The sequence below is a fragment of the Terriglobia bacterium genome, from assembly GCA_020072785.1.
Classification (GTDB): Bacteria; Acidobacteriota; Terriglobia; order Acidiferrales; family UBA7541; genus Acidiferrum.
On sequence record JAIQGG010000001.1, the window covers coordinates 436,026 to 458,558 of the forward strand.

General features: G+C 66.2%; 15 protein-coding genes and 2 riboswitches. Of the genes, 9 read left to right on the top strand and 6 right to left on the bottom strand.

Annotation, left to right across the window (positions count from 1 at the left end; translation table 11 throughout):
- Positions 1-379: 379 nt before the first annotated feature.
- Together LAN61_01910 and LAN61_01915 are read left to right on the top strand one after the other, a co-directional pair.
- Positions 380-1,603 (top strand): OmpA family protein, encoded by a 1,224-nt coding sequence (locus LAN61_01910; protein ID MBZ5539252.1) that lies wholly within the window; start codon positions 380-382, stop codon positions 1,601-1,603.
- Positions 1,604-1,754: 151 nt separating this feature from the next.
- A complete protein-coding gene (locus LAN61_01915; GenBank protein ID MBZ5539253.1) occupies positions 1,755-2,279 on the top strand; it encodes a DUF3617 domain-containing protein in 525 nt (174 codons plus the stop codon).
- Between the two features lie 328 nt (positions 2,280-2,607).
- Here the strand turns inward: LAN61_01915 and LAN61_01920 are convergent, their stop codons facing one another.
- Entirely contained in the window at positions 2,608-6,333 is a 3,726-nt protein-coding gene (locus tag LAN61_01920; GenBank protein MBZ5539254.1) for a hypothetical protein, read from the bottom strand.
- 963 nt (positions 6,334-7,296) lie between these two features.
- Between LAN61_01920 and LAN61_01925 the strand changes: the two genes are divergently transcribed.
- The gene (locus LAN61_01925) at positions 7,297-8,103 is read left to right on the top strand and encodes a hypothetical protein (GenBank protein ID MBZ5539255.1); all 807 of its coding nucleotides are present in this window, start codon (positions 7,297-7,299) and stop codon (positions 8,101-8,103) included.
- 131 nt (positions 8,104-8,234) lie between these two features.
- Here the strand turns inward: LAN61_01925 and LAN61_01930 are convergent, their stop codons facing one another.
- The 5 genes from LAN61_01930 to LAN61_01950 all read right to left on the bottom strand — a co-directional run bounded on the left by LAN61_01930 (position 8,235) and on the right by LAN61_01950 (position 14,300).
- On the bottom strand, positions 8,235-9,347 hold the full coding sequence (locus LAN61_01930; GenBank protein MBZ5539256.1) for a cytochrome c family protein: 1,113 nt from the start codon (positions 9,345-9,347) through the stop codon (positions 8,235-8,237).
- A 153-nt stretch (positions 9,348-9,500) separates the two neighbouring features.
- Positions 9,501-10,913, bottom strand: coding sequence for a glycosyltransferase family 2 protein (locus LAN61_01935; protein ID MBZ5539257.1), 1,413 nt, complete (start codon positions 10,911-10,913; stop codon positions 9,501-9,503).
- Positions 10,910-12,121: a HEAT repeat domain-containing protein gene (locus LAN61_01940; GenBank protein ID MBZ5539258.1), complete on the bottom strand. Its 1,212-nt coding sequence runs from the start codon at positions 12,119-12,121 to the stop codon at positions 10,910-10,912. Before LAN61_01940 ends, LAN61_01935 begins: the two co-directional genes overlap by 4 nt.
- Positions 12,105-13,421 carry a tetratricopeptide repeat protein gene (locus tag LAN61_01945; protein MBZ5539259.1) on the bottom strand — a complete coding sequence of 439 codons (1,317 nt, stop codon included), beginning with the start codon at positions 13,419-13,421 and terminating at the stop codon, positions 12,105-12,107. Before LAN61_01945 ends, LAN61_01940 begins: the two co-directional genes overlap by 17 nt.
- 237 nt (positions 13,422-13,658) lie before the next feature.
- Positions 13,659-14,300: a carbohydrate-binding family 9-like protein gene (locus LAN61_01950; protein ID MBZ5539260.1), complete on the bottom strand. Its 642-nt coding sequence runs from the start codon at positions 14,298-14,300 to the stop codon at positions 13,659-13,661.
- A gap of 173 nt (positions 14,301-14,473) precedes the next feature.
- On the opposite strand from LAN61_01950, the gene LAN61_01955 reads away from it, so the two are divergent.
- The 6 genes from LAN61_01955 to LAN61_01980 all read left to right on the top strand — a co-directional run bounded on the left by LAN61_01955 (position 14,474) and on the right by LAN61_01980 (position 22,488).
- Entirely contained in the window at positions 14,474-15,754 is a 1,281-nt protein-coding gene (locus LAN61_01955) for a thiolase family protein (GenBank protein MBZ5539261.1), read from the top strand.
- Between the two features lie 20 nt (positions 15,755-15,774).
- Positions 15,775-16,599, top strand: a complete 825-nt coding sequence (locus tag LAN61_01960) for an enoyl-CoA hydratase/isomerase family protein (GenBank protein ID MBZ5539262.1) — start codon at positions 15,775-15,777, stop codon at positions 16,597-16,599.
- A gap of 63 nt (positions 16,600-16,662) precedes the next feature.
- A riboswitch (cobalamin riboswitch) is annotated at positions 16,663-16,787 on the top strand.
- A 107-nt stretch (positions 16,788-16,894) separates the two neighbouring features.
- The gene (locus LAN61_01965; GenBank protein ID MBZ5539263.1) at positions 16,895-17,965 is read left to right on the top strand and encodes a cobalamin-binding protein; all 1,071 of its coding nucleotides are present in this window, start codon (positions 16,895-16,897) and stop codon (positions 17,963-17,965) included.
- Positions 17,953-18,993, top strand: coding sequence for an iron ABC transporter permease (locus tag LAN61_01970; protein MBZ5539264.1), 1,041 nt, complete (start codon positions 17,953-17,955; stop codon positions 18,991-18,993). The genes LAN61_01965 and LAN61_01970 overlap by 13 nt, the downstream gene beginning before the upstream one ends.
- Positions 18,990-19,847 (top strand): ABC transporter ATP-binding protein, encoded by an 858-nt coding sequence (locus LAN61_01975; GenBank protein ID MBZ5539265.1) that lies wholly within the window; start codon positions 18,990-18,992, stop codon positions 19,845-19,847. The genes LAN61_01970 and LAN61_01975 overlap by 4 nt, the downstream gene beginning before the upstream one ends.
- 104 nt (positions 19,848-19,951) lie before the next feature.
- Positions 19,952-20,136, top strand: a riboswitch (cobalamin riboswitch).
- 84 nt (positions 20,137-20,220) lie between these two features.
- Entirely contained in the window at positions 20,221-22,488 is a 2,268-nt protein-coding gene (locus tag LAN61_01980; protein ID MBZ5539266.1) for a TonB-dependent receptor, read from the top strand.
- Positions 22,489-22,533: the final 45 nt, after the last annotated feature.

Here is a 22,533-nt window from a genome sequence, read left to right on the forward strand (position 1 = left end):
AAAGGAGCGGAGATCTTGCCCGCTGTACGGCACGCAACGCAGCAGCGCCGCGCCCGGCGCTCGCGCGCCACGGCTTGGATCGAATTCCGGCAGCGCTCAGACGAAACTCGTCGTGGTGATCGCTTTCCTCCTCTGCCTGGCATTGCTAGGAATGGGGAGCCGTATGTACAGGTCATACCGGGCCAAGAAGAAGTCCGAAGGATCCGAAAAGAGCTGGAAGAGCCAGGGAGCTGCGAGCACAGCGCCAGCGCCACAGAAGGGCGCTCCGGCCAATCCCCCCGCAGCCCTTCCGCCCGTCAGCACAAACGCGCCCTCGAAATTCGTTCCGGTCTCGGGGCCAGAAACGGAACGGACGGAAGGAGGGCCGGAGGCCGATCTGGTGGTGCGCACGGGCGACATCAACAATCTCGGATTTGGCTGGCCGCAGGGATTCGATCCATTTTCCGGCGAGTCCACACCGCCGCATCCTTTTCCTTGGACGCCGCCGCCGGGATCGCCCGACGGAACCGACCGCCTGATGATCGGTTCGGCCGTGACGCAAATGGATTACGGCGTCAAGCCGCACGACGGCTACAGCACTATCCTCAGGCCGGCGACCCCGGCGCCCAACGCGCCTCCCTCCCAGGCGCGGCAGGATTCCATGCCCAGGCCGATCACGCTCGACGTGGGGGCTCTGCCCGCGAAGATTGACGCGGTCCTGTTCCAGATTTTCGTGGATGATTTTCAGGCGCCTGTCTGGCATTCGCATTTTCAGGTGACGCTGAACGGCACGCGGATCCCTTCGTTTGAGGAGGCCATCAACGCGCTCGATCAGACGGGGCCCATCGGCAAGCTGGTGAGCCTCCGGCTGCTGCCCGAATACTGGCCCCTCTTGCAATCGGGCACGGTCAAGCTGCTGATCGACGATCCGACCACGCACATCCCGGATGGGTATGCGATCGATTTCGTGCGCATTCTGGTGAACCCGCACAAATTCAAGTACGAAGTCTCGCTGGCGGCCTCTGTTGTGGACGCTGACAAACACTCCCCGATCGCGGGGGCTACCGTGACCGCGGCGCTCGTTTCTACAGCGACCGACCGGCATGGGAAAGGTGCTCTAAAGGAACTGCCCGCAGGCCTGGTGGTTGCGAGCGCAAGCGCTCCAGGCTACGATGCGGACTCCGTGACGGTTGACCTCGTGGCCGGACAGACCGGCAAGGCCGAATTTCAATTGCACCGGCATGAGGAAGGCACGGCTGCGCTGGAGCGCGCCATTGCGCAGACCGGCTCGGCCACTATTTATGGGATACATTTCGACACGGGCTCGGCAAAGCTGAGGCCCGACAGCGCGCCCGCGCTGGCCTCCATCCTCGGACTGATCAATGGCCGCCCCGGATCGCGCTGGATCATCGCGGGACACACCGATAATCAGGGCGGCAGCGACGACAACCGGAAGCTTTCCGAGGCCCGGGCAGGTTCGGTTGTCGCATGGCTGGGCGCGCATGGAGTGGAGGCAAACCGGCTAGCGCCGAAGGGTTTTGGAGCGAGCCGGCCGGTCGCCGACAATGCGAGCGCCAACGGGAGGGCGCTCAATCGGCGCGTGGAAATGGCGCCGGCAAATTAGCAGCGATGGAGACTTTCCGCGGCGATGCAGCAAAAGAACGAGGCGGCGGAGCGACCTTCGGCTTGGTCTGTTTTCTTCCGAGCCGAGCTGAAGCAGAGACGCGGTAAAACGAATCGGCGTGCAATAAATCGGCAATTTCAAGGAGGAATGGATGCGAAAGCTAGTCGTTCTGGGCGTGTTTTTCTCGTGGGTTCTTGTGGCCATGGCGGGTGATAAGGTCCAACCGCTCAACATCAAGACGGGCCTCTGGCAAGTAACCATGACCACCGCGGTCAGCGGGCGTCCCCCGATACCCGCGGATGTCCTGGCCCGGATGAGTCCGGAACAGAGAGCCAGGTACGAGGCGGCGATGAATAAGATGGCCTCTGGAGCGCCAAAGACCAGGACCCGCAATAACTGCGTGACAAAGGAACAATTGAACAAGGACCCGTTCAGTGACGAAAAGAAATCGTGCACCCGGACCGTGCTGAAGTCGACCGGAAGCAAGATGGAGATACGAGAAGTGTGCGAGGGTGACGGCGTAAAAAGTGACATCACCATACAGATTGAGGCCCTCAATTCCGAGAACATCAAAGGGTCGAGCCACGTCACTGCAGCGGGCGGCGATAAGTCCATGAACGTCAGCACAAACTTCACCGGGAAGTGGATCGGCGCGGTGTGCACCGACAAGAAGTGAGAACCAAGCCTGGACGGTAGAGCGGTTGGCTCTCTTGCCGCTCACTCCCGCGGGCTTCGGTGTCCCATGTGATGGGACATCCCCTGACACGCTAGAAGGCCGGGCAGGCAATCACCGCGGCGAACTCGTCCGGCAGTGAACTGTTTTGGAAGGAAGCAATTCCAGCCTTGGGCTGCGGGAGAATGCAAGGATGTTGCGAAGGCAGAGTAACCAAGAAATAGCATTCTTGGTTTAAAAGGGCGATTCGTTTGGGAAGCTTCCGGCTTTCGAGAAAGCCGCACGCCGCACGTTTTCCTGGCGACAAAAATTTCCGCAGCGTGGCGCGAGATTACATCATGCGGTGGTGGCCCCAGACGACGGTCCAGACCAGGGCCAGCACTTCATCCCTGATGTTGGTGTTGCTGATGACGTCCTTGCTCTGGGTGGTGTTGCCCTGGAAGGAGAGGGTGCTGAATTTCAGGTCGCCCGGCATGGTCCAGGAGATGCGCCCGCCGTACTGCGTGGTGGTCAGGTTGTTGGTGAGGATGCCGGTGAGCAGCTCGGTGCGCGTCTGGTTGTAGGAAATGACGGGCTGCACCTGCAGGTGCGTTTTCTGCCAGAGGAAGACCGGCTGCAAGTAACCGCTGAGCGTGCGCGTACCGCCGATGGTGCTCTTTTCCGCGGAGATCCAGTTGACGCTGAAGTTGGTGTTGAGCTGGAAGAAGCTGGCGGCGTTCAGGCTGGCGCCCATGAGCACGGAAGAGGTGATGGTATCGGCGCCGGTCATCAGGTTGTTGCGGAACCAGTCGCGCGCCCCGCCCAGGCTCAGCGTCCAGCGGCCCACCTGGCGGGCCACGGTCAAGTTGCTGCCCAGGTCGCGTTGATCCGCTTCCAGCGCCGCCTGCTGGTCCGGCGGCAGGAGCAGCACCGCCGCGGGAACATTTCCGGTCGTCGTCAGGGTTTCGTGCGCGGCCAGGGTCAGCGTGGTTTTCGGCCCCAAGGCGCGTGACCAGCTCTCCATCAGGCCGTTCATGCGGATGGCCGGAGAGGACGCGGAGCCCACGTTGCTTTCCAGAAAGGAGTAGCTCAGGGAGAAGGTGCCCGCGGCGGTAGGCAGCGCCGCCGTGGAGGTGATGCCGCGGCGCCCCGGATTGCTCATGGCGCTCAGCATGGGATTGGCCGGCGAGGAGAAATTCTCGCCGACGTCGAAATATCCGAAGTTGAGCATGGCCCGGCCGAGCGAGCCGGCGATGCCGGAGCGCCAAGCGCGTCCGAAAGTGTGCTGCGGGGAGCCCGCGAGGTCCAGGGTGTTGTAGCCCCAGGCGTATTCCGAATTCCACAGCCAGCTCTGCGAGAGGTGCACCTGCAGGAGCGCGCCGTAGAGATCGCCGCCGCCGGCGGTCAGCGCCGAACTCATGGAGGACTCTCCGCTTTCCTGGCTGCCCAGCCACATCAGGCGCAGTTCCACGCGCTGCTTAGGCAGGGGCAGATCCCAGCTGGCGCCGAGAATCTGCTGGTGGAAGGCCAGGCCGGAGCCTCCGCCCGGGGCGAGGTCATTGGTGTTGGCGTAGAAGCCGAACGTGCCTCCCGGTGTCTTCAGCTGCGTTTCCACGCCCTGGCGGGGCACCGCGGTGGTGATGAACTGCGAGTTGAGATACAGGGCCGGTGCGACGATGCCGAAGCGCAGGTTGAATCCCCAGTTGCCGCGCTGCAGCCCGGTTTGCATCACGTAGTCACCCACGCGCCCGAGGCTGGTGCGCATCGCATCCGGAGCGAGCGTGCTGTTGAGCAGGCCGCTGCCGTTCATCTGCACGGTCCAGCCGTTTTCCCGGAAGATCAGCTGCTGGCCGAAGGTCAGGGCATTCATGTCCGCGGCGGAGCCGGAGACCCAGTTGGTGTTGGCGCTGAGCTGCGATTGCATCTCCATGGTGGGACCCTGCTGCGCTTCGCCCTGCTGTGCAGCGGTGGCCGCGGCTTTGATTTCGGCGGGGGTCTGCGCGGGAGGCGCTTCGGCGTCGGTGCCGGACTGCACGGGCGTACCCCCGGTGGAAGTGCCCATGTTTTCGGCGGCGACCTGGGCGCCGGCTTTCACCGTGAATTTCCAGCTGGCGGTGTCCGGGCCGAGGGTGACATTCACCTTGTGCTCGCCGTCGCTGAGGGGGATGGCCGGGGTGTAGGAAACCGTGGCTTCGGAGACCTGGGCCATGGAGGTCACGTCCGTGTCGTCCACCATCAGCGCCAGGTCAAAGGCATTCACTGCGGTTTTGAACTCGATCTTCAGCAGGCCTTTCGGATCGCTCAGAGTGCTGTCCGCGGCCGGCGTGCGGTTGACGATCTGCGGGCCGAGGTCGGCGGGCAGCGGCTCCGCGGGCCGCGAAAAATCGCGCTCCGGGCCGCCCGTCCGGTAGGCGGCCAGCACGAAACCCGGAACCCCCGGCTGCTCCGCGCGGCTGGAGCGCGAAGCGGGCGGCGCGGGCGGTTCGAACATGTGCGTGGGTCCGGTCAGAATCGTGCGGCCCTCCGGGGTGACCGCATCCACGCGCCAGTAATAGGTTTTCGCGGGATCCCACTTGCCGGACAGCGCGCGCAGGTCCACGCGGGGATCGGCGGTAAGGTAGCGGCGCAGCGGTTTGCTGCCCTGGGGGTCGCTGCTGATGGTGATGCGGTAGACGTAATGGCCCTGCAAGCCTTCCCATTCGAGAAGGGGATTGCCGGCCGAGGTCAGGCGCGGACGTTCCGCGGTGGCCGCCAGGGCGTTTTCCGGGAAGCGCCGCAGCAGGCGCATGGGCACCGGCTTGCGCGTCTCGCCGGACATCTCCACGGTGCGCACCGACCAGTAGAGGTCGCCCTGCGGCAGATGCTCCCAGACGTTCTGGGGTACGACCCATTCGTTATCGGTGGCGTCGTGCCATTCCGTGATCGTCGAGAGATAGGGCCGCGCGGAAAAGCCGACCTGGTACTTGGCCGCGCCCGGCACGGGCGTCCAGCGCAGCCGCGGCAGCAGATTCATCTTTATCCCCGCGCCGTAGGGCGGAGAGAGCAGGCGCTGCAGCTGCCAGGTGCCGGGATTGACGACCACGGTGACGGGCCTGGAGAGCAGCTGGTTGGGCTGCAGGATGCGCAGCTCGACGGTGTGCGAGCCGAGGAACGAAGTCGGGAAGGGATGCCGGCTGCGGATGGTCACGCTCTGCCCGCCGGCGAAGACCGCCGCGAACTGTTCGGTGATGTTGCCGTCCCACAGCCAGGCGCCGACCACGCTGCCGCTGCCCGTGCCGGCGAGGGTGGCTTCGCCGAAGAGGTCGTCGCCCTGCATGACCAGCGTGCCGTTGCGGGGGTGCAGGATCGAAAGAGTGGTGATGGAAAGCGGCGCGCCCAGGGAGTTGCCGGCAACCACCTGCAGGGGCTGGGTCGTTCCAACGTTAAAACCCGGGGTGGCTATCGTCGAGGTGCCGTCGAGGTTGCGCACGTCCACGGCGCGCAGGCCCAGCAGGGCCCCCGGGCTCACGCTGACGACGGCGACGATGATGTTGCTGTTGAGCACGCTGACGCTGTCGATGGAGATGTCGCCCGCCTGCGTGGCGGCGTTGGACTGCAGCAGGCTGGGGAGTGGCGGCGAGATGACCACCGTGGCCCCGGCACGGAAGTTGCTGCCGATCAGGGTAAGACGCAGCCCCGCGGCGCCCTGTGCCGATATGCCCGGCGCCACACTGGTCAGCGCGGGCGGCGGGAGAGCGGTGACGAGCAGATTGACGGTATTGGAAACGGGACCGGCCGGGAGAAAGACGGTGATGGCCAGCGCCCCGGGCGTGGCGATATCGGAAGCCAGAATCGTGGTTTGGAGCTGGTTTGCGGAAAGGAAGACCGTGGCGCGGCTGACGCCGTTGACCTGCACGAGGGCATTCGCCGCGAAATTGGCGCCGTTGACCGTCAAGGTGAAGGCTGGCCCGCCGGCCGCTACGCTGGGCGGATTGAGCGAGGTGATGGTCTGCGCAGAAAGCTGCGGCGCCGCCAGAAACAAGACGAACAGAGCGAGCCCGATGGGAAGCGAAGGGATGCGGAGTGGTCTGCGCGTCATGAAGAAAGCCTCGTTTCTATGTAACGGGGCCAGCAGCCCCGTAAATTCACAGCCTGCCTCATCCGGCAGGCACCCATCTGTTAACGGTGGAGTGAGGAAAAACCTCCAGAATTATCCTTGCCGGTCGTCCGGTTGCCAATGGGATTTTCCGGAGCCGGCTCTGACTGTGCAACAGCGTTCTCTCCGCGCGAGCAGGGCCGTGCTGCGCCGGTCCCCGCGGTGGCTGCGGGCATCCGGGGCAGGTTGACCAGTGCAACTTGCAGTGTTAAGGTCTTTCGCATTCACCAGACAACTCTACTCACTGGAGGACCACCACGTATGGAACGCGAGGATAAGTGCGTCACGAGTTGGATTGCCGCCGGCGCCAGTTTCGTGTTGCTGCTGAGCGTTTCTTCGGGGTGGGCGGGCCCTGTTCCCCAAGTGCTGAAGGGGTCGAAGCCGAACTCGGCCACAGCGAGCGGGCAACAGATGAAACTGACGCCGCAGCAACTCCGCGAGTACATTGCCAAGAAAGCCGCGGCGGGACAGGCCAGGACCAGCCCGAAGATGACGAACCCGCGCGGCGGGAGCAAGGCTATGAATTCCAGCCTCATTGCCGTGCTTCGCAATCAGAAGCAGGTCGCTGACACCGAACGAAGTGCGATTCTGGCGTCCCCGCGCGGGGCACGAATGGCCCCCAAAGTGGCTGGCGTCAAAGGTCCTGGGCTCTCTCCCACGCATACGATGAGTAATCCGGTTCCCACAGATCCGGCAACGGGAGCGCCGCCGGCAGGAACGCCTGGGGCTACCCCGCCATCCAATCCCGGCACGACCCCGCCCGCAGGAACGCCGCGCGGGGCCCCGACTTCCGTCGGTTCGAGGAGCGCGGCAACGGCTGTAATGCGGATGCCAACGAGTACGGCGGTTCCGCCATCACCCCCCCAGCCGGCCCCGCCCGCTTCCGCCGGACTGGGAGTTGCCACCATGGCCGTTTGCCAGCACCCGAGCATCGGCACGGTGAACGGGCACACGACGGGGGCGGTATTTACGCCCGACCCGCAGTACAACCTGTACACGATCAAAGGCTGCCTGTTCGGCGACACGCAGGGCCAGGCGCATCTGTATGGGGCCTTTGCCGCGGGACAGGTAGGGCTGCAAATCGAATTCTGGAGCGATACGCAGATCGTCGCTAAGGTGGATTCGCAGGTCAGCGGGGAACTGGATCAGGACAATGTGACTTTGGTCCTGGCGCCTTCCGGTGCGCCGCAAGTGCAGAAGTCCGGTTTCAAGTTCTATGCGCTGCGCGAATCCACGCTGCTGACGAGAATTCCCATGAGCACCGTGGCTCTCGCGCAAGTGACCGATACCGGCGGCCACCCGGTCAATTTCGGCCCCCAAGACAACAGCAAGTACCTCTCGCCCACAAGCGGCAGTCAGCAGTTTGCCGGCATGTCCGCGGAAGTCAGCCGTGCCGCTACCTATGTCTTTAACGGCGGGCAGGACCTCTTCGACTTCAGCAAAATGAAGCCGGGATTCACCACCGACAACATGCAGCTGAAGTATTCGGTGTTGCCGAACACGTGTGGGGACAACTACCAGATTCAGGGCACCTGGAACGCGGAATGGGTCGGAGACAACATTCGCGTGAGCTGGCAGATGCAGCATTGCCATGAGGCTTCGTCCGCGGTTTTTGGCGTTGGTTCTGTGGACTACAGCCTTTCGGACTATGGTCTGAGCGTGTGGGTGACCGGCCCCCGGGGAGTGAATCCCTGGCCGAGCAATCTGCAATAGGTCAGGCCGTTTCCGGGATGAGTTGCGGGCGGCAATCCCGCCGGAAGTCTCCTCCGAAACGGAGAGAGGCGGCAACGGGTGACCGTTGCCGCCTCGTTGTTTTTGGATGCGAGTGCCGGGGGGACTGCGCCCTAGCGGATGAGCCGCGACAGCGTCAGGAACTTGATCTTTTGCTGGGCCTCGCTGCTGGCCATCGGCGAATAGTAGTAGGAGAAATTGGCTTCCAGGCGCGCCTGTTTGCCCGGGGGCACCAGGAAGAGGAAGGTCTCCGTGCGCGTCTCCTTGGGAGCGAGGCGCGTGTCCTTCAGGACCCTGGCGGCTTTGAGAAAGGCCACGTGCTCGCGCTGCACGACGGCGCCTCTGGCATCGGCGATGGTCCGCGTGTAGATGCGTTGATCGTGCTGGGGCGGCCCGTCGCCGAAGGGCTCCAGGCGCACGTCCAGGATGAGCTGGCGCAGGGGAGAGCCGGTAGGCACGAAGTGCCCGGCGCCGGCGTTGGTCACTTTCACGGTGACCTGGATGCGGTTGCCCTGGCGCTCCGCGGAGAGCTGCGCGCGAATGGCCTTGTTGAGCTGGTCCACGCTGTGGCTGCCGGGCATCTGGTGCAGGTTGATCCCCTCACTCGTGGCGCGCTGCACGCGCGGATCGACCACGTCTCCCCGCACGTTGTACATGTGGCAGTTCTGACACTCGATTTTTTCCCTGGCGTAGGGGCTCTCATTCCATTCCGAATAGGTGGTCAGCACGGGAAAGCCCTGGGCATTCTTGTATTCATGGCAGGAAACGCAGGCCAGCGAGGAAGTATGCACTTCGGAAAAGGCCGTGCCGTGCGCGGGCGAGACCGCATCCTTCTCCGGGCCGCTCTTCACGTTCGAAAACTCCACGCGGGCTTTGGGATTGGCGGCGGAGAGCGTGACCTCGCGGAGGGAGTGGCAGTAGTCGCAGGTGATTCCTTCCCAGCTCACTTTGCGGATCAGCGCAAAGTCATCCACCATCCCGGCCACCGGGGAATGGCAGCGCAGGCAAACCTTGCGCGCCTCGCTCCCGAACTCGCTGTCGGCCATCTTCAGCGCGTCCTGAAACAGGCGGCTCTCCATGGCCGCGGCATGCGCGGACTGCTTCCAGCCGTCGTAAATGGCGCGGTGGCAATCGCCGCAATACTCCGCGCTGTGCGGGGAAGACGTTTGCTGGGCGAGCGCTCCGGCGGGAACGAGGAGCAGGAGAAGAAGAACGGCTGTGCGCATGGGCCACCTCTCGCGGAAACGAACTACTCCCGAGCGGAATCAGAGAAGGGCGGCATCGCCGCACAGCACCACGGCCATGCCCAGCTGCAGGAGATTTTACCTCAAGCGGAGCGGGCGGGCTCAACTCTTTTCCGCCCCGTGTGCCAGGCGCGCCTAATTGGTATTCGCCGACTGCAGTCCCTTGCGGCGCATGGCCCGCCAGACCAGGTCCCCGCGGAGGTACTGCCACAGGCCCTGCAGCCGCCAGAGCATGTGCAGCTGGCGGTAGGGGAAATGTTCCAGGAAGCAGTAGCTCACCAGGCGCACCATGTCCTGCCAGTCGTTGTAGCGCTTGTAGGTGATCTCTTCCTGCAGCACGGCGCCGATGGAGATGGCCGTGGCAAAGGCGTAGCCGAAAAGCAGGAACTGGAAAAAGAAATGACGGCTGAGCGCCCCGAAGCAGGCGGCCAGGATGATGGTGCTGATGCCGGCCAGCTCGATCACCGGCGCGAAGAGCTCGAACAGCCAGAGATAGGGAAGGGCGAGCGCTCCGATGCGCCCGTAACGCGGGCGAAAGAGCATGTCGCGGTTGGGCCACAGGACGTCCAGCAGGCCCTTCTGCCAGCGCGCCCGCTGGCGCCCCAGCGAGCGCAGGTCCGAAGGCACTTCCGTCCAGCACACCGGGTCGGGCACGAACTGGATGCGGTAGCCGGCCTTCTGCTCGAGCAGGTAGCGATGCAGCCGCGTTACCAGGTCGAAATCCTCGCCGATGGCCCGCGCCCGGTAGCCGCCCACGGCGCGCACCAGGTCCGTGCGGAAGACCCCGAAGGCTCCGGAGATAATCATCAGCATGTTCCCGTTGGCCCATCCTTCTCTTCCGATCAGGAAGGCGCGCAGGTATTCGATGACCTGGATCACCTCGATGGCTTTTTTCGGCAGGCGCACGCGGAGGATGTTGCCGCTGCGGATCTCCGAGCCGTTCAGCACGCGCACGATGCCGCCGACGGAGACCACGCGCTTGGGGTCCGTGAGAATGGGCACCATGATGCGCAGCAGGGCGTCGCGTTCCAGCACCGAATCGGCGTCCACCACGCAGACGTAGGGCGAGCTAGCCGCGTTCAACCCGGCGTTGACCGCATCGGCCTTGTTTCCGGCCGGCTCCTTGTCCACCACCAGCAGCCGGGGTTGCGTGCCGCTGCGGTAGAGCCCGCGCACCCGCGCGCACTGTACATGCGGCACGTAGACCACGTTGACCGGCCGCAGCTGGAATTCCTCCTGCAGCTCCTGCAGCGTGCGGTCCTGCGAGCCGTCATTGACGGCGATGACTTCCAGCTCCGGATAATCCAGGCTCAGCAGGTTGTGCACGGCGATGCGGATCGATTTTTCCTCGTTATGCGCGGGCACCAAAACGGTGATGGGGGGCACCAGGGGCGTTTCCTTGAGCCAGGAGAGGCGCAGGCTTTCCAAGCGGCGCTGGTGCGCGACGCTGGTCTTCAGGGCCACGATCAACAGCAGCAGGTAGGTCAGGTTGCACGCCAGGTAGTAGTAGAAAAAGCCGTGGTTGGCGAGGTCCAGAAAGCGGATCACGGCTGCAGTCCCGTTCCCGGCGGCGGCGTTTTGCGCAGGGGCTCGGCGGGCAGCTTCCCGCCGCGGAGAAAATCGAACAAGCGCTTGCGCAGCGGTTCGCTGACGTGCGGCGACGCGGCCAGTTCGGCTTCGAGCCTGGCGCGCAAGCCGGCGTTTTCCAGGGCCGTGCAGTAGGCGTGCAAGCCGTACTGATCTTCGGACGCGGCAACCTGCGCGAAGACGGGCACCATCTCGATTTCCGGGTTGACCAGCCCTTCCGCGGCCCGCAAACGCACCAGCCGGTTGGGGTCGCTCAGCCCGCGCAACAGCAACGGGACGGCGCCCGGATGGCCGAGCTTGGCGAGACTTACAAAAGCGCGCAGGCGCACAAACCAGACCGGGTCCTGCGCCAGCGCCCCCAGAACCTCCAGCGCCAGGGCCGGCGGCGCGTGCGCCAGGGCCCGCGCCGTGGCCGCGCGCAGTTCGCTCAGTTCATCCTTGGCGAACTCCAGGAGTTCCGTGCCCAGGGCCGGCGTGGCCACTTCGCCGAGGACCCGCCCAAGGACCTCGCGCACCGTGCCCTGCGCCCGCCGCAGGTGGGGCAGCAGCACTTGGGGATTTTCCGCGCAGCACTGCACCAGCGCGTCCTGCAGGGGCAGCGGTGGCACGGTCAGTCCCCCCTCGGCCACCCAGCGCAGAATCTCCTGGGCGGCTTCCGGAGAAGCGGTGCGGCTCAGGCCGCGCAGCGCCGCCAGGCGGGTTTCCAGGTGCCGGTCGCGCAGGCCATCCGCCAGGGTGAGAATCCCTTCGGGAGCGCGCGTGCGCCCCAGCGCCACCAGAGCGCGGCGGCGGCGCCAGCCGTGCAGCTGCTGGGCGTCAAAAATCAGGCGGTCGATCAGCCCGCTGCTGCGCAAGAATTTCAGCAGCTGCGCCGATTCCGCGGACTCCGCCGCTTCGAAGGCGTCCAGGGCGATGCCCTGGATGATGCGGCGGTCGAAGGGCTTGTTGCGCCACGTGGCGTAGGGGATCGTGCCGGAGACGATCGCGGCCCATTGCTGGCGGATTTCGAAGACCCGCGCATCGCGCCGCGCGAAAAACCGCCGGCGATAGCCGCGGCGCAGGAGAATGAAACCCAACAGCAGCCCGTCGAGGATGATGGCCGCGAGGATGGCCTCCAGCACGAATGCCGCCGGCCCCAGCCTTTGGAAGGATTCAAAAGCGGATGCCATATTCAAATCCAAAACTCGTTTGCTGACGGTCCTGCGTGCGCCGCTGATAGGCCGCGAAGCCGGAAAGATACTGGCGGGCGGTGAACTGGAAGCGCAGCCCTCCGCCGTAGGTCTGCGAGGAAAAACTTCCGATCTGGTCCACCTTCGCGAAATTTTCCGTGCCCACGGCAAAAAAGAGATTTCCCGCGAGCCGCCGGTCGCCTCGCGTGCGCAGCGGAAAGCCCAGTTTGGCCACGCCGGAGGGGCGCCATTCCACGCCGGTGCCCGAGAAATGGCTGCGCGCCGCGGTGATCCCCAGGGTCCAGGTCCACTCGCGCGGCAGATAGAGAATCGCCGCACTGTTGAGCGTCAGGATGCGCGCGGTGGTGAACCAGTACCAGTGCTGCCCATAGGTGACTTCGATGCCGCGCAGCACTCCGTGCTTTCCCAGATTCCAGCCGCGGTCATAGTCGAAGAACGCTTCGCGTTTCGGAATGATGCCGTTGTCGTGGGCCGCGGCGCCGCCCAGCGTCAGCGCGCCCCAGTGGGCCCGGCTGGCGGTCGCGCTGGCCACGAATTTTCCGGCGTTCACGCCCGCGCGCTGGAAGAAATTGCCTCCCACATTGGTGCTCCAGTTCGGCGTCCAGCGCGAGGTCAGGCTCGTGCCTTCATCGTGCAGGGCACCGGCATAGCTGAGCAGGTCGGTGTTCATGCCCACATGCAGTTCGTGCCGGGGCTCGCTGCGCACGGAGAGCAGCCCAGCATGAGCCTCTCCGTTCCCGGGTTCGAGCTCCAGCGCCTTCCGAAATTCGCGTTTTGCGGAGCGGGGGTTTCCGGCTGCGCGCCAGGCGCGCCCGCGCGCCGCATGCAAATCCGCGCGTTGGGGATCCAGCGCTACCGCGCGGTCGAAAGCGTGCAGCGCCTCCTGCGCGCGTCCCTGCCGCAGCAGCACGCTCCCCAGTCCGAGCCAGTTGTCCGGATCGTGGGAGTTGACGGCGAGAATCTCGCGGTACTCGCGCTCGGCTTCCGGCAGCCGCCCGGCCCCGGCCAGTACGCGCGCGTGCCAGGCTCGCACATCCATGTCCTGGGGCGCGCGGGCCATCACCTGCTCCACGATGCGCAGCGCCGCTGTCCAATCCTGCGCCGCGGCGGCGCGGCGCACCTCCGCCTGCCAGTCCGGCGCCTGCTGCTGTCCGCGGGCGAACCCCGGGCAGAGCCACGCAGCGGCCAGCAGACAGAGCAGCGCACGGCGCAGCGTCGCGGCCGGCTTCCGTGCAAGGAAAAGTTTGCGAGGTTTCCTACGGAACGGATGGTGCGTCATACCGCCCAATTTCCTTGCAATACAGACGCCAATCGCGGCATCTACATGGCCGGGTATCAGGCACTAACGAGCTGTCGAATCTGCAGATTAGCAGAGTCTTAAAAAAGCGGAAGAGGTCTCTGCACGGCAATTGTTTTTTTGGGATGACTTCCGTGCCGAATTGGCACTCATCTGGTTTTATTGAACCAGCCATGCCCGCGCGGCAACTGAAGTCATCGCGCGGTTCATTCCCGTGCTTCAGGCGAAGCGCAGCGTGCCGAACGATTCCGGCACATGAAAGTTGGGCTGCGGCGTGCCGGTTGGTCGCCAGGCAGAGTAGAAGCGCGGTTCCCGCGGCCCCTCGACGCGGTAGAAATTGGCGCGCCACGTGCCCTGGGGATCGAAGCGCGCGGTGAGCGCCGCCATGGGGATGGCCAGCTCCGCGGTCCACAGGTGGCACGCGTCGTCGCGCTGCACGCGCCGCGCCAGGCCGCTGTGCAGATCGCGTTTGCGCTCCGCGGCCGGATCCAGATTGATGTCCAGATCGATCCACAAGCCGTTGGGGCTGACCTCGAACTCCCGGTAGCGCAGCGGCGCGGCGGGGTCGGGCTGGAGAAAAGCTTCGACGACGTCACGATCCCAGAGCAGGTCGCGGCGGCCACCGGGCTGGGCGTCGGAGAAGACGGTGATCTCCCGGTAGCGCGCGCGAAACTGCAGGTACAGGGTTTGGCGTGACCACAACAGCCGCACCTGCGTCTCCCGCGCGGGGTCCGCGTTCTTCCCCTGCCAGTCCGCGCAGAAGCTCACCGGGGCGGCGCTCTGCCACTCCGCGGCGGCGGGGAAGGCGCCGTGGTGCGGAATGTTTTGCAGAGCTGTGGCGACTGCCATGTCCGTCGTCATGCTTTAAGCCGCTCCGGTCCTCGGTTGCGGTGCTGGGGGGAGAATACAACAGGGGAGCGCCGCGCGGCCGGTTTCCTGCCTCCACCCCCGCCGACCGATTGCACACCGCCGCGGGCCGGCGGGCCGCGGCGGCTTGCGGGGCTGTGTTAGCATCGGGGGAGAGAGCGCAGGCCATGAATCCCGTCTATCTTGTCAGTGCGGTGCGCACGCCCATCGGAAAGTTTGGCGGCGCGCTGGCCGATGTTCCCGCTGCGGACCTCGGCGTACTCACGGTGCGCGCCGCTCTGGAGCGCGCCTTCGGGGAATTGCCGGCGGAGCGCATGCCCATCGAAAAGCCGGACTGGAGCACGATTCCCCGCTTCTCCCGGGACGCCGCCGCGGCCACGCGCACCACGCGCTACCGCGTGGATGAAGTCATCGTCGGCAACGCCCGCCCCGCCGGCGTGGGGCCGAACCTCGCCCGGCAGATCGCCTGGCGTGCCGGGCTGGGCGACGACGTGCCGGCCTTTACCGTGAACATGGCCTGCGCCTCGGGCCTGCGCGCCATCCTGCTCGGCTGGCAGCAGATTCTGCTCGGCGAGGCGGAAATCGTGGTGGCCGCCGGGGCGGAATCGATGAGCCGCGTGCCGTATCTGGCGGAGGCGCGCTGGGGCTTCAAGCTCGGGCACCAGCCGCTGGTGGACTCCATGTACCGCGACGGCCTCTTCTGCCAGATTTCGAAAATGATCATGGGCGAAACCGCCGAAGTCCTGACGCGCCACTACCAGATCAGCCGCGAGGAGCAGGATGCCTACGCTCTGGAAAGCCAGCAGCGCGCCGCGCGGGCCATGGCCGAGGGGCGCTTCGGCGCCGAGCTCATTCCCGTGGTGCGCAGCGACGCCAAGGGGCGAGAGACGCGCTGCGAACAGGACGAGCACGTGCGGCCGGACACTTCCCCGGAAAGCCTGCGCAAGCTGGCGCCGGTCTTCGCCAAGGACGGCAGCATCACCGCCGGGAACGCCAGCGGGATCACCGACGGCGCCGCCGCGGTGGTGCTGGTGAGCGAAGCGAAGCTGCGCGAGCTGAAGCTTGTTCCGCTGGCGCGCATCGTGGACGCCACGGTAGCCGCGGTGGATCCGCGCATTATGGGCGTGGGCCCGGTGCCCGCGGTCGAGAAGCTCGTGCAGCGCACCGGCTGGAAGCTCGCGGACTACGACGCCGTGGAGTTGAACGAAGCATTCGCCGCCCAGGTGCTGGCCTGCGACCGCGAGCTGCACTTCGACCGCGCGCGGATGAATCCCAACGGCGGGGCCATCGCTCTCGGCCATCCCATCGGCTGCACCGGCGTGCGCATCGTCACCACGCTGGTGCACGAACTGCGCGGCACCGCCGCGCGCAAACCCGGCCGCCGCGGGCTGGCCACGCTGTGCGTTTCCGGCGGCTTGGGCGCGGCCCTGGCGCTGGAAACCTGTTAGCGCAAGAGGAGAGGAATTTCATGGTGGAACCGGTCAATCCCGAAGAGTTCGTCACCCGCGCCGAGCGGCGGCGTCCCGAAGAGTTCCAGTTCGTGAAGCTGAGCGCGGCAAACGGCGTGGCCCGCCTGACCCTGGACCGCCCCGAACACAATCTCCTCAACGAGGCCATGCTGCGGGAGATCGCCGACGGCCTCGACTGGGTCGGGCAGCAGCCGGAGCTCAAGCTCATCGTCCTGGATTCCGCGCGCAAGGTCTTCTGCGGGGGCATCGATCTCGGCGAATACACCTCGCAGCGCGTCTATCAGATGATTGACGCCTTCCACACCGCGTTTACCGCCATGTTTGAAGTCGGCAAGCCCGTGCTCTGCGTGGTCAATGGCCCGGCCATCGGCGGCGGCGCGGAACTGGCGGCCTTCGGCGATCTGGTGATAGCCACGCCCAAGGCCCGCTTTGCCCAGCCGGAGATCAGCATCGGCATCTTTCCTCCGCTGGCCTCCACGATTCTCCCGTTCCTGGTGGGGCCCAAGGTCGCGCTGGAGATCGTGCTGACCGGCGAGCCGATTACCGGGGAGCGCGCCCTGGAGCTGGGCCTGGTCAACCGCCTGGTGCCCGAAGAGAAGCTGGAGCAAACGGTGAAGGAGCTGGCGGCGAAAATCTCCGCGCACTCCGGCCCCGTGCTGGCCATGGCCAAGCGCGCCATCCTCGGCGGCATGGGCCTTTCCCTGCAGGAGGGTCTGAAGCAGTCCAAGAATATCTTCCTGAACGAGCTCTACCGCCTGGAGGACTCCCAGGAAGGCGTGCGCGCGCTGGTGGAAAAGCGCAAGCCGCAGTGGAAGAACCGCTGAGGTCCGGCCGCGAAATATTTTCGCGCGGCGGGCTGCGTTGACACGGCCCCGCGCGCGGCTTACACTACGCTTCTAATTTGCAGGCCCGGGAAGCGGGGAAGGCCGTGCGATTCGGCCGCGGTCCCGCCACTGTGATCGGCCGGAAACGGCCGTAAGCCAGGCTACCCTCCCCAGCCCCATCGCCAGCCTACTTCGCGAGAAAGTGCGCGGCGCTGATTCCCCCACGGCATCTCGTGGGGATTTTTTTTCTCCGGAAGGCTGGGCTCCGGATTTTGCATCGAGTCAGGGAGACGATTTGTCCGTTCGTAACGCAAAGCGCATGGCGCGCGCGGGCTCTCCGGCGTTGCTGGCCCTGCTGTTTCTGGCGGCGGCGCCGGCGCTGGCGCAGAACTCCGGCCTGCCCCCTGCCGCTCCGGCCTTCCACGAAGTGACCGATGAAGCGGGGCGCCACGTGCGCGTGCCGCAGGTGGTGCAGCGCATCGTCTCCCTGGCGCCCAGCCTGACGGAAACCGTATATGCCCTCGGCGCGCAGGACCGCCTCGTGGGGGACACCGATTTCTGCGACTATCCCGCCGCGGCGCAGAACAAGCCCAAGGTCGGCGGCGCCATCAATCCCAGCATCGAGCAGATCGTCGCCCTGCGCCCGGACCTGGTGCTGGTCACCAAGGGCCTGAATCGCTTCGACACCGTGCTGGCCCTGGAGCGCATGAATATCCCCGCCTATGCCACCGATCCGCACACCGTGACCGACGTGCTGGCTTCGACCGCGCGCCTCGCCGAAGTCCTGGGTATTCCCGAGGCGGGCCGTGCGCTTACCGAAGATCTGCAGCACCGCCTGGCGGATCTCCAGGCGCGCCTCGCCGGGCGCGCCCCGCGCCGCGTCCTCTTTGTCGTGTGGGCCGAGCCGCTCATCTCCATCGGCCAGAATACATTTATCGCCGACGCCCTGCGCCACGCCGGCGCCGTTTCCGTCGTGGAAGCCGCGCAGGACTGGCCGCAGGTCAATCTCGAGGAAGCCGTGCGCTGGCGTCCGGAGTTTCTGGTCTTCGCGGCGTCGCATTCCGAGAGCGTGGCGCGGAATTTCCAGGCGCTGGCGGAGCGGCCAGGCTGGCGGGACCTGGAAGCGGTGCGCCAGCGCCACATCGCGGTCATCAGCGATGCCGTCAACCGTCCCGCGCCGCGGCTGATCTCCGCGATCGAGGACCTTGCCCGGCAGATTCATCCGGAAGCCTTTTCCGAAAAGGGCAGGACGGAGAACGCCGCGCCGGCGGAAAAACCTTCTCCGCGCCGGGCCGCCTTGCCGCCGCCGGCCGCGCGGCAAGCCGCCGCCATTTCTCTGCGGGGAGGTTGCACATGCGGCCGCTGACCCTGCGACGCCTGCTCGCGCGCTGCGCCATTCTCGCGGCCGTGCTCTTTCTGGTGGTGATCGTGGCGCTGAAGCTCGGCGCCGTGCCCGTCTCGCTCTACGGCCTGGGCATGGACCTCATTCGCGTGGCCCTCGGCAAGAGCAGCGAGCTCTCCAGCGAGTACCGCCTCATCGTCTTCGATATCCGCATGCCCCGCATCATCCTGGGGATTTTCGTGGGCGCGTGCCTCTCCGTGGCGGGCACCAGCTTCCAGGCCCTGCTGCGCAATCCTCTGGCCGATCCCTACGTTCTCGGCGTATCCAGCGGCGCCGCGCTCGGCGCCATCCTCGCGCTGATCGCCACGCCCCATCTGAACCTGCCGCCCGCCGTGGCCGCGTTGTTCACCCCGCTCGGCGCGTTTCTCGGCGCGCTGGCCACCATCGCCGCCGTCTATTTCCTCGGGCGCCGCGAGGGCCAGCTCGACAGCGGCACGCTGCTGCTCGCCGGGATCATCTCCGCTTCCTTTCTTTCCGCGGTGATCATGTTCCTGATGACCACGCTGACCGGGCGCGACCTGCGCGGCATGGCCTTCTGGCTGATGGGCGATCTTTCCACGCCGCTGCTGGCGAGCCTGCGCTGGTGCGTGGGGCTGGGCTTTTTCGCGGCCTCCGGAGCCATCTATACCGTCGCCGGGGACCTCAACCTGCTGCTCTCCGGGGAGCAGGAGGCGATGTACCTCGGCGTGGACATCCGCCGCGTGCGCCTGATCGTGTACATCGCCGCCTCGGTGCTCACCGGGCTGGCCGTTTCCGTCAGCGGCGCGATCGGCTACGTGGGCCTGCTGGTGCCCCACGCCATGCGCCTGCTGTTCGGTTCGGACCATCGCGTACTCCTGCCCACCGCCGCGCTGGGCGGGGCCATCGCCGTGGTTCTCGCGGACACCTTGGCGCGCACCGTGGTGGCTCCCACGGAGCTGCCCGTCGGGGCCATGACCGCGATGGCCGGCGCGCCGCTCTTCATCTATCTCCTGCGGCGGAGGCTGGCATGAACGCGGTCTCGTCTACGGTGGCGCGCATGCCCGGCGACACGGCGCGCAACGCCACGGAAATTCGCCTCAGCGTCGAGCAGGCCAGCTACGCCTATTTGCCCAATGCTTCGCAGGCGCCCCTCTTCACCCTGGAAGCCACCAGCTTCCAGGCGCGTCCCGGCGAAGTGGTGGCCATTCTGGGGCCCAACGCCAGCGGCAAATCCACGCTGCTGAAGCTGGTCTCCGGCGCGCTGGCCCCGCTTTCCGGCCGCGTGCTGCTCAACGGCGTGGCCGTGCACAGCCTCGAGCCGCGCACCCGCGCCCGGCTCATCGCCGTGGTGCAGCAGGAAAGCACCCTGCTCTTTCCCGCACGCGTCTGGGAGTATGTCCTGCAGGGCCGCCACGCCCATGGCCGCGGGCTGCGATTTGAAAGCGAGGAGGATCTGGCTATCGCCCGCGGCGCGCTGGCCCAGGTCGGCGCGGAACATCTCAGCGACCGCTGGATGGACCAGATCTCGGGCGGGGAGAAGCAGCGCGTGATCCTGGCGCGCGCGCTGGCGCAGCAGCCGGTGCTGCTGCTGCTGGATGAGCCCACGCTGCACCTGGATATCGGCGCGCAAGTGGACCTGCTCGACGCCCTGCGCCGTCTGGCGGCGCTACACGGCTACACCGTGGTGGTGGTCACCCACGAGCTGAATTTGGCCGGGGAGTACGCCGACCAGATCGTGCTGCTGCAGCGCGGCCGAACGCTGCGCGTCGGCCCGCCGGCGAACGTGCTGCAGCGCGAGCTGCTCGAACAGGTTTTCCAGACGCCGCTGAGCGTGGAGCTGGGCCCTTCCGGCCGGCCGCGCGTCAGCGTGCTCTCGGGAAGGTAGGAAAAGTTTTTTCGCAGCCGCCGCGCGCATGCGCCGCGGCTTTTTCGGCCACCCCAACCGGGCGCGTGGTTTTCGCCCAGCCAGATCCACCGTGGACCTCGCGCAAGGGAAGACGGGCAACCGCTGTGCGGTTGCACTCGCAAGAGAAGCCGTCGCCGCCGCGCGACTGTAAGGCGGATTCGAGTTTGCGTTGGTCACTGCGGCATCTCCCGCTCGGAGCGGGATGCCGTGGGAAGGCCGCGCGTTCCCGGGCCAATCGGGAAAGCAGTGCCGCCAAGCCAGGAAACCTGCGAGGTCCGCAGCCCGCGCCTCCCTTACCGGAAGCGCCGGCCAGCCTTCACCTCCCGCGCGAGAGGGAGCGGAGGAGACAAAAATGAAGAAAACGTATTTCCATTTGGTCCTGCTGGTTTCCCTGTTGGTGGTTCCGCAGATTCTTCCGGCGTCCAATCCGGCTCAGCTTTCCGGAGTGTTGACCGATCCCAGCGGCGCGGGCATTGCCGGCGTGCGCATCACCGCCGTCAGCGAGGGCGCTTCCCGTTCCGATACTTTTTCCGCGACATCCGCCGCGGCGGGAGAGTTTTCCCTGCGGCTGCCGCCGGGCCGCTATCGCGTGCGTTTTGAGAAGGAGCCATTCACGCCCCGCGAACAGATGCTGGAACTGGCCGCGGGAGAGAGCCGCACCCTCGCTCTGCGTTTCGAACTCGCGCGGCTCTCCTCGCAGGTCCTGGTTACCGCGCAGGCCGAGCCCGTGGAGGCTGCGGCTTCCCCGGCTCCCGCGGATTTCTTCACGCGCCAGGAGATTGCGCAGCGCGGCAGCGTCGCGCTCACCGATCTCCTGCAGTTTCTCCCGGCCCTGAGCATCGGCCGCTCCGGAGCGGAGGGCGGACAAACGTCGGTCTTCACCGGCGGCGGCAATTCCAGCTACACCAAGGTGCTCGTGGACGGCACACCGGTAAACGAGCCCGGCAACGCCGTGGATTTTTCCAACTTCACGCTGGACAACGTGGACAAGGTGGAAGTGGTGCGGGGCGCGGAGAGCGCGCTTTATGGCACGGACGCCGTCGCCGGCGTGATCCAGGTGTTCACGCACCGGGGCACGACGCGTGTTCCGGAGGTGGCCCTGTTCGGCGAAGGCGGCGGCTTGGCCACCGGCCGCGGCGGCGCGCAGCTCAGCGGGCTCCTGGGCAAATTCGATTACTCCACGGCGGCTGCCTATTTTCAGACGGACGGCCAGGGTGTAAACGATGCATTCCGCAACCGCACACTCTCCGGCAACTTCGGCTGGAGCTTCCGCGAAACCAACCAGCTGCGTCTCACCCTGCGCAACAACACCAGCGACGCCGGCATTCCGGGGCAGACGCTCCTCGAGCCGCCCAACCTGGATCAGCACAGCGCCCTGCATTTCTTCAGCGCCGGCTTGCACTGGAATCTCTCCAGCGGCAGGCACTGGCGCCACGAACTCCGCGCCGCCGAATCCTACAACCGCGAATTCATCGACAACCCGGGGCAGGATTTCTACAACCCCGGCGATCCCTACTGCCCGCAGGCTTCGCCCACGGCGGTGGTCTCCGCGTTCTGCGACTACACCTTCACCGCGCGCAATCAGTACAACCGCGCGGGTTTCGCCGCACAGTCCAGTTACACGCTGCCGAAGCTCGGCGTGACCGCCGGTTATCAATACGAGGTCGAGAACGCCTTTCTCAGCGCGCTCTCCGGGGCCCACGTCCGCCGCAACAATCAGGGCGGCTTCCTCGATGCGCGCTGGACGCCGCTTTCCCGCCTGACGCTCTCCGCCGGGCTGCGCGCTGAGGCCAACGCCAATTTCGGCACTCGGGTCGTGCCGCGCGCCGGCGTTTCGCTCGCCCTGCGCTACGGCCAGGGCTTCTTCGGCGACACCCGCGTGCGCTTCTTCTACGGCCAGGGGGTCAAGGAGCCGCGTCTCGACCAGTCCTTCGGCAGCGATCCCTGTTATCCGGGCAACGCCGCGCTGCGTCCCGAACGCAGCCGCACGTGGAGCGCGGGCCTCGAGCAGAAGCTGGCTTCCGACCGCTTGAAGGTCTCCGCGGAATATTTCCAGAATCGCTTCTACGACATCGTCAGCTTCACCTTCTGCTACCCGGGCGGACCGTGTCCCGTGGCGCCCCCCAACGGTTGCGGCTTCGGCTTCGGCACGTTTTTCAACACCGACCTGGCGCGGGCCCGCGGCACCAACATCGCCGTGGAAGCCAAGCCCTTCTCCTGGCTCAGCATCGCCGGAAACTACTCCTACGACGACAGCCTGGTGCTGGCTTCGCCCAACGCCTACGACCCCGCGCAGCTTCCCGGAAACCGTCTGATCCGCCGGCCGCCGCACTCCGGCTCGCTGATCCTGAACGCCGCCTTCCGCCGCATGAACTGGAATTTCGCCGGCTATTTCAGCGGCGCGCGCACGGATAGCGACTTCCTCGGCCTGGGGCTGACGCGCAATCCGGGTTACGCGCGCTTCGATCTGGCCAGCAGCTACGATCTCGGACGCGGCCTCAAGCTCACGGGCCGGGTCGCCAATCTGTTCGGGAAGCAGTATCAGGACGCGCTCGGCTACCCGGCGCTCGGCCGCGACTTCCGCCTGGGCATGAACTACCGCTTCGGCGGCAGGGAGTGACGCACGCGGTGACGGGATTGCCCGAGCCCGTCCTGTTCTGCTGGA

Bases quoted from the DNA above. Each gene is read 5' to 3' on its own strand.
- LAN61_01925 (MBZ5539255.1), top strand. From the start codon at position 7,297: ATGGCCGTTTGCCAGCACCCGAGCATCGGCACGGTGAACGGGCACACG.
- LAN61_01960 (MBZ5539262.1), top strand. From the start codon at position 15,775: ATGGTGGAACCGGTCAATCCCGAAGAGTTCGTCACCCGCGCCGAGCGG.
- LAN61_01945 (MBZ5539259.1), bottom strand. From the start codon at position 13,421: ATGACGCACCATCCGTTCCGTAGGAAACCTCGCAAACTTTTCCTTGCA.
- LAN61_01970 (MBZ5539264.1), top strand. From the start codon at position 17,953: ATGCGGCCGCTGACCCTGCGACGCCTGCTCGCGCGCTGCGCCATTCTC.
- LAN61_01955 (MBZ5539261.1), top strand. From the start codon at position 14,474: ATGAATCCCGTCTATCTTGTCAGTGCGGTGCGCACGCCCATCGGAAAG.
- LAN61_01930 (MBZ5539256.1), bottom strand. From the start codon at position 9,347: ATGCGCACAGCCGTTCTTCTTCTCCTGCTCCTCGTTCCCGCCGGAGCG.
- LAN61_01940 (MBZ5539258.1), bottom strand. From the start codon at position 12,121: ATGGCATCCGCTTTTGAATCCTTCCAAAGGCTGGGGCCGGCGGCATTC.
- LAN61_01950 (MBZ5539260.1), bottom strand. From the start codon at position 14,300: ATGACGACGGACATGGCAGTCGCCACAGCTCTGCAAAACATTCCGCAC.
- LAN61_01975 (MBZ5539265.1), top strand. From the start codon at position 18,990: ATGAACGCGGTCTCGTCTACGGTGGCGCGCATGCCCGGCGACACGGCG.
- LAN61_01920 (MBZ5539254.1), bottom strand. From the start codon at position 6,333: ATGACGCGCAGACCACTCCGCATCCCTTCGCTTCCCATCGGGCTCGCT.
- LAN61_01980 (MBZ5539266.1), top strand. From the start codon at position 20,221: ATGAAGAAAACGTATTTCCATTTGGTCCTGCTGGTTTCCCTGTTGGTG.
- LAN61_01915 (MBZ5539253.1), top strand. From the start codon at position 1,755: ATGCGAAAGCTAGTCGTTCTGGGCGTGTTTTTCTCGTGGGTTCTTGTG.